Annotated in this window: 11 protein-coding genes; 9 read left to right on the top strand and 2 right to left on the bottom strand. The window is 64.0% G+C overall.

Translation table 11 applies throughout. The features are described 5' to 3' along the window. Positions 1-2 precede the first annotated feature (2 nt). From leuD to LQ788_RS13510, 6 genes are all read left to right on the top strand, one after another. Positions 3-602: a 3-isopropylmalate dehydratase small subunit gene (gene leuD, locus LQ788_RS13535; RefSeq protein ID WP_231441804.1), complete on the top strand. Its 600-nt coding sequence runs from the start codon at positions 3-5 to the stop codon at positions 600-602. Between the two features lie 154 nt (positions 603-756). Then, complete coding sequence (murA, locus tag LQ788_RS13530) at positions 757-2,073, top strand: UDP-N-acetylglucosamine 1-carboxyvinyltransferase (protein WP_231441803.1); 1,317 nt, start codon at positions 757-759, stop codon at positions 2,071-2,073. Next, on the top strand, positions 2,070-2,858 hold the full coding sequence (locus LQ788_RS13525) for a lysophospholipid acyltransferase family protein (RefSeq protein ID WP_231441801.1): 789 nt from the start codon (positions 2,070-2,072) through the stop codon (positions 2,856-2,858). Before murA ends, LQ788_RS13525 begins: the two co-directional genes overlap by 4 nt. Then, a complete protein-coding gene (locus tag LQ788_RS13520; protein ID WP_231441799.1) occupies positions 2,855-3,868 on the top strand; it encodes an NAD(P)H-dependent glycerol-3-phosphate dehydrogenase in 1,014 nt (337 codons plus the stop codon). Before LQ788_RS13525 ends, LQ788_RS13520 begins: the two co-directional genes overlap by 4 nt. 50 nt (positions 3,869-3,918) lie before the next feature. Continuing rightward, positions 3,919-4,452, top strand: coding sequence for a YbhB/YbcL family Raf kinase inhibitor-like protein (locus tag LQ788_RS13515; RefSeq protein WP_231441797.1), 534 nt, complete (start codon positions 3,919-3,921; stop codon positions 4,450-4,452). Positions 4,453-4,508: 56 nt separating this feature from the next. Beyond that, the gene (locus LQ788_RS13510) at positions 4,509-5,624 is read left to right on the top strand and encodes a D-alanine--D-alanine ligase family protein (RefSeq protein WP_231441795.1); all 1,116 of its coding nucleotides are present in this window, start codon (positions 4,509-4,511) and stop codon (positions 5,622-5,624) included. Positions 5,625-5,980: 356 nt separating this feature from the next. On the opposite strand, the gene LQ788_RS13505 is transcribed toward LQ788_RS13510, so the two are convergent. Together LQ788_RS13505 and LQ788_RS13500 are read right to left on the bottom strand one after the other, a co-directional pair. Beyond that, positions 5,981-6,937, bottom strand: coding sequence for a hypothetical protein (locus tag LQ788_RS13505; RefSeq protein WP_231441793.1), 957 nt, complete (start codon positions 6,935-6,937; stop codon positions 5,981-5,983). A gap of 238 nt (positions 6,938-7,175) precedes the next feature. Beyond that, complete coding sequence (locus LQ788_RS13500) at positions 7,176-7,694, bottom strand: DUF3515 family protein (protein ID WP_231441791.1); 519 nt, start codon at positions 7,692-7,694, stop codon at positions 7,176-7,178. A gap of 32 nt (positions 7,695-7,726) precedes the next feature. Here LQ788_RS13500 and LQ788_RS13495 point away from each other — a divergent pair, with 32 nt between their 5' ends. From LQ788_RS13495 to LQ788_RS13485, 3 genes are read left to right on the top strand one after another with little or no spacing between them, the layout of a single operon-like run. Next, positions 7,727-8,833, top strand: coding sequence for a thiamine-phosphate kinase (locus LQ788_RS13495; RefSeq protein WP_231441789.1), 1,107 nt, complete (start codon positions 7,727-7,729; stop codon positions 8,831-8,833). Between the two features lies 1 nt (position 8,834). Next, the gene (locus tag LQ788_RS13490) at positions 8,835-10,541 is read left to right on the top strand and encodes a DAK2 domain-containing protein (RefSeq protein ID WP_231441787.1); all 1,707 of its coding nucleotides are present in this window, start codon (positions 8,835-8,837) and stop codon (positions 10,539-10,541) included. Further along, complete coding sequence (locus tag LQ788_RS13485; RefSeq protein ID WP_231441785.1) at positions 10,538-12,685, top strand: ATP-dependent DNA helicase RecG; 2,148 nt, start codon at positions 10,538-10,540, stop codon at positions 12,683-12,685. Before LQ788_RS13490 ends, LQ788_RS13485 begins: the two co-directional genes overlap by 4 nt. Positions 12,686-12,703 lie beyond the last annotated feature (18 nt).

Below are 12,703 nucleotides of genomic sequence, written 5' to 3'. Positions count from 1 at the left end.
TGATGGAAGCTTTCAGCACACATACCGGAATCGGCGTCCCGCTGCGCCGCGCCAACATCGACACCGACCAGATCATCCCGGCGAAGTTCCTCAAGCGAGTCACTCGCACGGGCTTCGAAGACGCACTGTTCTACCGCTGGCGGACCGCCGAGGACTTCGTCCTCAACGACCCCGACTTCGCAGCCGGCTCCGTCCTTGTGGCCGGACCCGACTTCGGCACGGGCTCATCGCGTGAACACGCCGTGTGGGCTCTGAAGGACTACGGGTTCCGCGTCGTCCTGTCCTCACGCTTCGGCGACATCTTCCGCGGCAACTCCGGCAAAGAGGGACTCCTGGCCGCTCAGCTCGACCAGGCCGACATCGAACTGATCTGGAAGATCCTGGAGAACCACCCGGGCACCCCGATCACCGTCGACCTGAACCAGAAGACCGTGACCTGCGATTCGGTGACCGTGACCTTCCAGATCGATGACTACACACGCTGGCGCCTGCTCGAAGGCCATGACGACATCAGCCTGACGCTGGCCAAGGAATCCGAGATCTCCGATTTCGAGTCCAAGCGGGCGAACTTCAAGCCGACAACCCTGCCCGCAAAGGTCTGACCCTTCCGCGTGAAGGCTCGAATCGTCCGACGCGGCGGTCTGAGAGCCTTCCCACAAGGGACCTGCGTGTCCTCTGCGCTAGTCTTGGACGAGTCCGGACTAGTCTGGGCCACGTCCGGATCCCACCGGGTGCAAGTGTGACGCAGGGAGGAACATGCTCGAAGTTCGCGGCGGTAATCCGCTAGGTGGAACAGTCCAGGTCAGAGGTGCCAAGAACCTGGTGCCCAAGGCCATGGTCGCCTCATTGCTGGGGGAGACGCCCTCCGTGCTGCGTGGGGTGCCGCAGATCAGGGACGTCGAGATCGTCACCGGTCTGCTGGAGCTCCACGGGGTTCGGGTCAGTCCCGGCGGCGATGGAGACCTCTCCGATGGTGAGCTGCACCTGGACCCCTCCGACATGGCGCAGGGCTCGATCGTCGACATCGATGCTCACGCCGGGTCGTCGAGGATCCCGATCCTCTTCTGCGGACCTCTCCTGCACAGTCTGGGGCAGGCGTTCATCCCTGATCTGGGTGGTTGCCACATCGGGGACCGGCCCATCAACTTCCACCTCGATGTGCTGCGCCAATTCGGCGCAGAGGTCGACAAGACGTCCGGCGGCATCATGCTCACCACCCGTGGACGCCTCCAGGGCACGAAGGTCGAACTGCCCTTCCCCTCAGTGGGAGCGACCGAGCAGGTGCTGCTGACCGCGGTCCGCGCCGAAGGCGTGACCGAACTGCGCAATGCGGCCATCGAACCCGAGATCATGGACCTCATCGCCCTGTTGCAGAAGATGGGCGCCATCATCACCGTCGACACCGACCGGGTCGTGCGCATCGAAGGTGTGGACTCCCTGCGCGGCTTCATCCACAGGGCACTGCCCGACCGCAATGAGACCGCCTCCTGGGCCTCTGCGGCTCTGGCCACCGGCGGCGACATCTTCGTCGAAGGCGCCTCCCAGCCCGAGCTCATCACCTTCCTCAACGTCTTCCGTCGCATCGGCGGGGAGTTCGAGGTCGAGGAAACGGGAATCCGCTTCCGTCACCCCGGCGGCAGACTCACCTCCTTCGCGCTGGAGACCGATGTGCACCCGGGCTTCATGACCGACTGGCAGCAGCCGCTCGTCGTAGCCATGACCCAGGCCGAGGGACTGTCGATCATCCACGAGACCGTGTACGAGAACCGGTTCGGCTTCACCCATGCCCTCGGTGAGATGGGCGCCCAGATCCAGCTCTACCGCGAATGCCTCGGCGGCACGCCGTGCCGTTTCGGGCGCCGCAACTACCAGCACTCGGCCGTGGTTTCGGGACCTACCGAGCTCACGGGAACACGCATCGACGTGCCCGACCTGCGCGGCGGATTCAGCCACCTCATCGCCGCCTTGGCAGCCCGTGGCACCAGTCAGGTCCACGGCATCGAACTCATCAACCGCGGATACGAGAACTTCCTCGACAAGCTCATCGGCCTCGGGGCCGAGGTGGCCGCGTGAGCGAGGAGGAGGTGCTGGTCTCCTTCGAGCCCTCCGCGGTCAGGTCCCAGCGCCGAGTCGCCTTCGTCGTGGCCTCGGCCGCCTATGGGCTCTACCGTCTGACCTCGAAGATCAAGGTCGAGAACGCCGAGATCCTGCCCCCGCGCACGCCGCGGATCCAGCGCCTGCGGGGGATGCCTGCGAACCAGGGCGGCGGCGCCATCATCGCCGCCTACCACGCCAGCCACCTGGACCCGATCCTCGTCGGCCTGGCGCTGTGGCGCAATGGTCACCTGCCGCACTTCCTGGCCAAATCGACCCTGTTCTCCGGTGCCCTCGGAACCGTCCTCCGCGGCCTGGGACAGATCCCCGTCCTGCGGTCCTCGAACCAGGCCGGTGACTCCCTCGAATATGCGAAAGAGGCTCTGGCCAAGGGCGAATGCGTCGTTATCTACCCGGAAGGGACGTTGACGAAGGACGCGGAGCTGTGGCCTCAGCACTTCAAGTCCGGCACCGCCAGGCTCGCACTCGAAACGGGTGCCCCGATCATTCCCGCCGCGCACTGGGGTCTGCAGGAGATCTTCCCGCAGGGAGCGAAGGTGCCGAAGTTCCGACCTCTGAGACACACCTCGGTGGTCCGTTTCGGTGATCCCATCGACTACGAGGACCTGTGGTCCCACCGTGAGGAGAAGAGGTCGAAGACGGTGCTGACCCACCGTCTGACGAAGACCATAGCAACCATGGTCGGTGAGCTTTCGAACCGTGAGCTGCCAGCGAGATTCCACAATGAGGAGGTCGGCGAATGAGCGTGAAGAAGACCGCGGTGCTGGGTGCAGGATCGTGGGGGACGACCTATGCCGCAGTCGTCGCCGATGCCGGATTCCCCGTCACTCTCTGGGCTCGCCGGTCCGAGGTCGCCGAGGAGATCACCAACTCCCATACGAACGAACGGTACCTTGGTGATCGGGTCCTGCCCGAACTGCTCAGCGCCACCTCAGACGACATCGCCGCCGTCACCGACGCCGAGGTCATCATCCTCGCCGTGCCCGCGCAGACACTGCGTGAGAACCTCAGCCGGTGGAAGCCGCACCTGCGTCCGGGCGTGAAGCTCGTGAGCCTGATGAAGGGCATCGAGGTCGACACGGGCAAGCGCATGTCCGAGGTCATCGCCGAGGTCGCCGAGGTGGACTCCACCCAGATCGCGGTCGTCTCCGGTCCGAACCTGGCCCGCGAGATCGCCGATCAGCAGCCGACGGCCACCGTGGTGGCCGCGGAGAGCATCGACACCGCCGAGGCTGTCGCTGAGATCAGCGCGAACGGGTACTTCCGTCCCTATACGAACACCGACGTCGTCGGCGTCGAGATGGGCGGTGCCGTGAAGAACGTCATCGCTCTGGCCGTCGGCATCGCCGATGGCCAGAAGCTCGGCGACAACTCGAAGGCCTCGATCATCACCCGCGGCTTAGCCGAGACCTCACGTCTGGCCGCTGCCATGGGCGCGCAGCCGCACACCCTCTCGGGACTGGCCGGACTCGGCGACCTCGTCGCCACCTGTGCCTCCCCACTGTCGCGGAATCGAACTTTCGGGCGCCACCTCGGTGAGGGAATGAGCCTAGACGATGTCATCGCTCACACCTCGCAGACCGCAGAGGGAGTGAAATCGGCGCCCGCCATCCTCGCCCTGGGACGCAAGTACTCCGTCGACCTGCCGATCACGGAAGCCGTGTGCGCAGTCCTCGGAGGGCGGCTGCGGGTTGACGAACTCGCCGGTTTGCTGTTGTCTCGGAAGCGTAAGCACGAGGGACCACCAGCCTGAGCACCTCAGGCTGTCCAGTACCGCAATAACTCGTACGACTAGGAGCAGACATGAGCGTCAACTCACCGTTCTACAACCTTTCCGATGTCCCCAGCTTCACCCTCACCAGCACGGATGTCGAGGCCGGGGGCGAACTGACCGGACCACAGCTCTCGGGCGCCATGGGCGTCGACGGCGGTCAGGACGTCTCGCCGCAGCTGTCGTGGTCGGGCTTCCCCGAGGAGACCAAGGCCTTCGCCGTGACCTGTTATGACCCGGACGCACCCACCGGCTCCGGTTTCTGGCACTGGGTCGTGACCGACCTCGACGCCTCGACGACCAGCCTGCCCGCCAACGCCGGCGACCCCTCGGCGGACCTGCTGCCTGCCGGAACGGTGACGCTGCGCAACGATGCGGGCGAACCTCGCTTCGTCGGTGCCGCACCACCCCAGGGCCACGGACCGCACCGCTACTTCTTCATCGTCACTGCTCTGGCGGAGCCTCTGGGCCTTGACGATTCTGCATCACCGGCCTTCGCCGGATTCAACATGTTCTTCAAGGGCATCGCCCGTGCATCCCTGGAATGCACGTTCGAGCTCAAGTGAGCTAGAGTTTTCCAGTCCGTACAAACGGTCACGCGCGCTAACGACCAAGGATTTCTATGCCTGAATCTGATCACCGGCCACTCGTCGCAGTCCTCTTCGGCGGACGATCGAGCGAACATGCCGTCAGCTGCGTCACTGCTGCCGGGGTCATCCGGGCCATCGACGATGACGCCTATCGCGTTCTGCCGATCGGCATCACGAAGGCCGGCGTCTGGCGCATCGTCGAAGACTGGTCGACGATGGCCTTCGACCCGGACAATATGCCCGAGGTCGTCGACAACGGGACCGAGATCATCCCGCCGATCTCAGCTCAGGGCTCGCCCCTGCTGCAGCGGGACGCTGAGGGACACTACACCGAACTCGGATCGGTCGACGTCTACTTCCCGCTCCTGCACGGCCAGTACGGGGAGGACGGCACCCTGCAGGGACTGTTCGAACTCAGCGACACGGCCTTCGTCGGCTCCGGGGTCTTCGCCTCGGCGGCGAGCATGGACAAGCACTACACGAAGTCCCTGATGGCCCATGCCGGGATCCCGACCTGTCCTTGGGAGCTCGTGACCGAAACCATGTGGGAGGCCGACCAGGCCGAGGCCCAGGATCGGATCACCGGTCTGGGGCTGCCTGTGTTCGTCAAACCTGCCCGGGCCGGGTCCTCTATGGGTGTCAGCCGCGTCGAATCCGCCGAAGGACTGGACCAGGCGCTGCGTTCGGCCTTCGAACATGACTCGAAGGTCATCGTCGAACCGCAGGTCGTCGGCCGTGAGATCGAATGCGCTGTGCTCGGCTCTGTCCACGACCGGGAGGTCCGGGTCTCGTTCCCCGGAGAGATCGAGGTCTCCGGCGAACACTCGTTCTATGACTTCGAAGCCAAATACCTCAACCTTGCCGATGCCCAGCTGACCTGCCCGGCCCGTGTCGATGAGACCACGACGGCGCGGATCCAGGAACTCTCGGCACAGGTGTTCCGACTCTTCGACTGCACAGGACTCTCCCGCGTCGACACCTTCGTCACGGACTCCGGTGAGGTCCTCATCAACGAGATCAACACCCTCCCGGGATTCACCCCCACCTCGGCGTACCCATTCATGTGGTCGAAGTCGGGGATCGAGTACCCGGCGCTCATTTCAGAACTCATCACCATCGCCCTGGTCGATCACGCCCGCACCCACTGAGGGTTGTTTGAGTTGAGTCCCGCGCGCTGAGGCTCTGCAGCTCCTGACCACACCTACAGCTCCTTGAACCCACCTGGCGGGTAGGTTGCATATGCAATTGATCATCGAGCGGACCACTTATCGTCGAGGGGCCACGCTATACCCTGACCCCTCGATGATAAGTAGTCCCGCCGTTGCTCGAGTCCGGCACAGATCCCAAGCACAGGCGCAATCTTGGGGGCGCTGAGGTGTCAGCAAGATGCCGTTGCAGCTTCCGAATGGGCCTGGGCTCGTCGACATGCAACGTGTGATCATAGACGTCGAAGTGGTCTCGGACAGAACTGCCGTGTGCCGCTTTCCGAATGAGCTTCCGGCTGTCAGTCGAGGTCAGCGATTGCTGCCCTGATCTTAATGAACTCACTCGCGCGGAAGAGATCTGCCCATACGAGATTGAAGACGCGGTATCCGGCGTTGAGCAGCTTCATGTGTCTTTCATGGTTCTCAGAGCTGGCGCGGTCCGGGCCCGCATCGTTGAGATAGTACTTTCCCACGCCATGAAACTCGACGATGACGGGATGCTTCTCATGCCGGAAGTCATTGCGAGCGATCCACGCTCCCGCGTCATTGTAGGTATTCACCTGAGGAATCATCCCGCTGATGCTGAACCGAACGAACTTCACTGCGCACAGCGCCTCACCCGATGATTCGTGAGACGGGCTGGCCAAGTCGAAGGCCCGGGAAGCCCGCCTGCATCCTCGTGTGCCCGATCGGATGCTCCTGTGCAGTGACTCGCGGGATGCGAGACCTCGACGCAGCGCCTCAGAGACCAAGGGCACTGAGACCTCCAGCGGATAGTCCTTGGCAAGGTCGACAAGTGTTCTGCTGACCGTTGTCACAGGCAGATCGCCCACATGCGTCATTTCTTCGGAGCTCAGCGAACGGTCACGGGTCCGCAGCGTCTTCTTCGCTCGGTGAAATCCGGGCCTAACCACCTCGGCTGCATCGGTTGCCGGAAATGGCGGGTCCAGACCATGTATGAGTGCCGCGGACACGTGAGAAAAGACGGCCCCTGACGGAAGCTCGTCAGCATAAGAGCGGATCAGCACCCTGAGCCACTCCGAGTTGTCGCGGATGTCTCCATAACGTCGCGGGTACTCCGTGGCAGTGGCATTGTGCAGAAGTTGGAGCGGCTTATGGTCAGTCTTGCTGCAGGGCGAACTCAAAACGAAGTGGCCGCGACGAATCCGTCGCAGGCAACAGTTGAGTGCATCACGAATGTCCGCCTCAGTGAATCCGAGGTCATGGAGTGCCTTGGATCTGAAGACCGAGACCATTTTCCCATTATGATACCTAAGAGTCTCTAAGCGCAACAAAAACAATCAAACAATATTAAATGCATTTAACGACTGCACTATTCTCGATCGCTGCTCACTGGCGTCGCGGGCACTTTCGTCGAGAGGACATGCGCCGCGGGCGCTTTCGTCGAGGGGACTACTTATCATCCAGCGACTACTTTATAGAGTCTCCGGTCGATGCTAAGTGGTTCGCCCGAAGACGAGGATTGGGGACTAATCAGCCTTCGAGGTCTTGGGCTCCCACGCACTTGGCCTCAGGTTTGATGGCCGTCAGCGCCGGCGAGATGGCCGCGAGCACATTGTTGCCCGATTCCGCCTTGCGGTTGACGAGGACTTCGACGGCCGGGGTGCGACCGTAGCTGGTGAACACCCAGGTGTCGTCTTCCTCTGACGCCTTCGAAATCCAGTCGACGCTGCTCACGCTCACGCACTGATCGGTGGTCGGCCCCGGTGGGGTGACCCCGCAGCGCACCACTGCAATGTTGGGATCTCCCCACGCCTTCGTGCCCTGGGAGGACGTCGTGCGTGATTTCTGGCCGGCGATCTCATCGGGCATGCGCAGCATGATGTCGGCGCATTTGGGATTCTGTGCGTCCTGCGCGGGCTCAACGACGACGGTTCGCTCACACCCTGCCAGGCTCACACCGGCCAACACTGTGGCAACGGCGGCGAGGGCGAAGGTGCGCGTCTTCCGAGGCGACGTTCGAAGCGACGGGCGGAGGCGACGAGATCTCATACAACTACCGTATCTCCCGATAACCTGGAGTCATGACCCGACTGTCCGAACTTGGCGAATCACACGTGCTCGAACGTATCCTCTCTCACAATCGCAGCGGTTCGCAGGTGATCATCGGACCCGGGGACGATGCCGCCGTGACCGCCGTGGACGGCAACTTGGTGTCGACGGCCGACATGCTCGTGGAGAATGAGGACTTCACCCGCACCTGGCTCGACTGGCACCGCCTCGGCGTCAAAGCCGCAGCACAGAACCTCTCCGATGTGTGCGTCATGGGTGCGAAGCCGCACGGGTTGCTCGTGTCGCTGGCCGTGCCGAATTCGACCGAGATCGAGGATCTCGAGGCTCTCTTCTCGGGCATCGTCGCCGAGGCGGCTCGTGCGGGGGAGGAACTGGGCTGCGAGATCCCGATCATCGGCGGAGACCTGTCCTCATCGGGTCTCATCGTCATCGCGATCACTGCCCTGGGCGCCGTCGGAGGTTCTGGGGCCTCGCCTGCAGGAAACCAGGGTGCAGCGATCACCCGTGCGGGGGCGCAACCGGGGGACGGAATCTACCTGGCCGGGACCATCGGTCGCGCGGCCGCCGGACTGGATCTCCTCTTCGCCGGTGTCGACCCGAGCACTGGTGTCGACCCGAGCACTGGGGTCGACCCGAGCACTGGTGTCGACCCAGTTGATTCTCATACGGGAACCAGCCTCACCGTACTCATCAATACCCAACTGGCCCCACAGCCGGACTATGCGGCCGTCCTTGAGATGAGGGCAGCCTCGGCGATGATCGATGTCTCCGATGGGCTGAGTACGGACCTGGGGCGGGTCGCGGCAGCCTCGGGAGTCCACGCCTGCATCGACCGAGCCGCACTCCAGGAGCTCATCGACCCGTTGCTGCCGGCAGCCTGGCACCTGGTGGGCAGGAGCTCCGGTACCGAAGCGGCCGGAAGTACCGACAAGGCCGAGGAGTTGGCGCTGCACTGGGTGCTCAACGGGGGAGAGGACCACGGCTTCGTCGCGTCGTCGGCGCAGTTCGACACGCCTCCGGTAGGCTGGCGGAGAATCGGAGAGATGAGAGACGGCAGCGGGGTCAGTCTCGACGGCGCATCGGTGCCGACGAGCGGCTTCAGCCATTTCGGGAAGTGACATGAGCGGACCCAATCAAGCCATCGGCCTCAATGGGCGTCTGGCCGCCAGGTGGGCTCGGCGAGCCGTTGATCGACTGCGCAAGGAACGCGTCGAAATCGACGAACTCAACGTCTTCCCCGTCCCCGACGGCGACACCGGCACGAACATGTACCACACGCTGCGCGCCGCCTATCTGGCCGTCGAAGAGCTCACCGGGCCCGTCACGCTGCCCCAGGTCGTCGCCGCACTCGCCGAGGGCGCAGGACGTGGTGCTCGCGGAAACTCCGGACTCATCCTCGCCGTCGCACTCCAGGGAGTCGCCGATGCCCTGGACGGGGTGACCGTGGCGACGCCCGAAGCCATGGCCGAAGCTCTCGAACTCGCCTCCGCCAGGGCCCGGCAGTCCGTGGCCCGACCAGTCGACGGCACCATGCTCACGGTGCTCGACGCCATGGCCACAGAGGCGGCCGAGAAGGCCGCAGACGGGGCGAACCTCATCGAACTCATCTCCGCTGTGCGCCTGCGCTCCCGGTCGGCACTACGCGAGACCACCGGGCAGCTGCCCGTGCTCCGCGAGGCCGCAGTCGTCGATGCCGGTTCGACGGGGATCGTGGAGCTCTTCGATCTCCTCTACGCCACGGTCACCGGCAGGACGCCGCAGGATTCGATGCTCGGCGAAGTCACCAGGTCCCCACGGATCGTCCATCAGGCCAGTGCCGATGAACTCGAGATCGTTGCCATCCTGGCCACGACCCCGACATCCACCGATTCCGATCAGACGACTTCCACCCTCGCCGAGGCGCTCGATGAGTTGGGTGGGACCTCGATCGTCATCAACGGATCCAAGGTTCACGTCCACGTCGCCGATGAGGCGACCGCCGTGACCGTTCTCGACCATCTCGCCGGCTTTGGCATCGCCCGTCTGAATATGGAAGACCTGCGTCTGCACGAGGAGGAGGGCGAGACCCATCTGGTGGCCATCGTCTCCGGCACCGGGCTTCTCATGCACTGCGCGCTCAACGGGGCAAGTGCCCTGTCACCGGATTCCGGTGACGTGCGCGCCATGACCAGGGACATCATCGCCGAGGAGGAACGTGAGGTCATCGTCGTCCCCAGTTCGACGACCGTCCTGAAGGCACTGGGACAGGTCTCCGGTGGGCAGGTGGTCCGCTCTCGCAATGTCGCCACTCTGCTCTCGGCGCTCGCGGTCTATGATCCCTTCGCCCCGTCCGCGGAGATCTTCGCGGATATGACCGAGGCCGCTGCCGGCACCCGCGTGGGCACGATCGTCTCGGCAGAACAGCTTGCCCTCAACCCGCCCACAGGTGCCCTGCCTGTCATCGACGATGTTCCTGGAGCGGGTTCGGATCCAGACTCAACGTTCGGCTCCAGGCGAGAGTCGGCACTCGAGTCCGACACCGGACTCGATTCCGGAACGGCGGGGATGCGCAGGATTCCACTCTCTCATCCCTCACAGTTCTACCGGGTCTTCATCGACGGGAAGGTGAAGACGCAGAGCACCGAACTCACGACCCTGGTCGAGAAGCTCGCCGATCGACTCCTGGGAGCCGGGGGAGAGCTCCTCACCGTCGTCCACGGTCCCGGCTGCGCCCCCGACGTCCTCTCGCATCTGCGGGACTGGATCCGCAAATCACACTCCCAAGTGCGGTTCCAGGACATCGACTCGAGGGACCGGGCCACACTGCTCATCATGGGAGTCGAATGAGCGCCCGCCTTGAGGACTACTTCACCGCCCGAGACCGCGGTGCACTGAAGAAGCGCGGAATCACCTCGGTGGCGGATCTGTTCCGCTTCTTCCCACGCAGATTCCTCGTACCCGGCGAGAAGACGCCGCTGGGCGGTCTCCCGCTCGGCGAGACCGCGATCCTGCAGGCGGAGGTCATCTCCGTGGACACCCGCCGCATGCAGAGACGCCGCGGCACCATCACCGATGTGATCGTCCACGACGGACAGCAGTCGATGAAGATCGCCTTCTTCAACCAGCGTTGGCTGGACGCCCAGCTGGTGCCAGGGCTCACTGTCGTCTTCGCCGGGAAGGTCGAGGAGTACCGCGGGCAGCTGACCCTGAACTCACCGACCTGGCTCAACCGGGACGAACACGACGAGAAGTGGACCCCGGAAGACCTCAACTCCCCGTTCCCCGTCTACTCACGGGTCAAAGGCATCGCGCAGACGCGACTGTGGAAGGCCATCAAGGTTCTCCTCGATGTCGCCGACCCCGAGGAATTCGAGGACCCGCTGCCGAGCGCCATGCGCGAGAACCTCGACCTGCCTGACCTGCGCACCGCGCTCAATGACATGCATCGGCCCCGGTCAGCCGCAGCGACCGAGAAGGCCAAGCTGCGCTGGAAATGGGAAGAGGCGCTGGCGCTGCAGGCTGAATTCGTCTCCCGCAAGGCCGACTACGAAAAGCTCGAGGCCACCCCTCTGCTCAACGTCGGAGCCAGAAGTGAGCGATTTGACAACAGTCTGCCCTTCTACCTCACAGCCTCGCAGCTGCGGGTCGGTGAGGAGATCGAGGCAGACATGGGCCGGAAGACGGCGATGCATCGCCTGCTCCACGGAGACGTCGGCTCCGGTAAGACCGTCGTGGCGCTGCGGGCAATGCTCACGGCCGTCGACTCGGGAGCCCAGGCCGCGATGCTTGCTCCCACCGAAGTGCTCGCCACTCAGCATTTCCGCTCCATCGAGACCCTCCTCGGCGAACAGATGGCGCTGAGCCCACTGCTGTCGAGCGACGACCAGGTGCGAGTGGCGTTGCTGACGGGGTCGATGCCGGCCCGGGAACGCAAACAGCTGGCACTCGACCTCGCCACCGGCCAGATCGACATCGTCGTGGGCACGCATGCCCTGATGTCGGATACGACGATGTTCGACACACTGGGTCTCATCGTTGTCGACGAGCAGCATCGCTTCGGCGTCGAACAGCGTGAAGCACTGCGCGCGAAGGCCGGGCTCAAGGTCCCGCACACCCTCGTGATGTCCGCGACCCCGATTCCACGAACCGTGGCGATGACGGTCTTCGCCGACCTCGATGTCTCCACCCTCGACGAGATGCCTGCCGGCACCAAGGACATCACCACCCACGCTGTCTCCCTGGGCGACCATCCCAACTGGTTGGGCCGCGTCCTCCAGCTCATCGACGAGGCGGCCGAGAATGGGCGAGGCACCTTCGTAGTCTTCCCGCGCATCGAGGCCTCCGATATCGAAGATCCCGAAACGGGCGATGTGATCGGTGCCAGAAAGGGAATTGAGGAGCTGAGGGACTTTCTGCAGAACTCCGATCAGCTCCGTTCACGTTCGATTGCGCTTCTTCACGGTCGGATGTCTCCGGCGGAGAAGGACCGGACGATGGCGGCGTTCGTCTCCGCCGAGACCGACATCCTGGTCTCCACCACCGTCGTCGAGGTGGGAGTCGACGTCCCCCGGGCAACCATGATGGTCATCTTCGAAGCCGAACGCTTCGGCGTCGCTCAGCTCCATCAGCTGCGCGGGCGCGTCGGACGCGACGGCAGTGCGGCCATGTGCTTCCTACTCACCGAGGTGCCTGAAGTCGATGAGAGCTTCGAACGACTGGCTGAGGTGGCAGGCACCCTCGACGGCTTCGCCCTGGCCGAGTACGATCTGGGCACGCGAGGAGAAGGCGATGTGCTCGGAGCCTCGCAGTGGGGCGGATCCTCGCTGCGGCACCTGTCCATCCTGCGCGATGCGCCGATCGTCGAAGAGGCGAGGGGCATCGCGGAGAAGATCATCTCCGTCGACCCCGATCTGAGTGCGCTGCCAGCATTGCGAACCTTCATCAACAGGGTTCTTCCCGCAGAGTCGGCCCACTTCATCGAGGCGAGCTGATGTCGCGCTACTGTGAGA

Source organism: Brevibacterium zhoupengii, from assembly GCF_021117425.1.
GTDB lineage: Bacteria > Actinomycetota > Actinomycetes > Actinomycetales > Brevibacteriaceae > Brevibacterium > Brevibacterium zhoupengii.
Note: the sequence above shows the minus strand (reverse complement) of the source record. Positions and strands in the feature narration are given on the sequence as shown.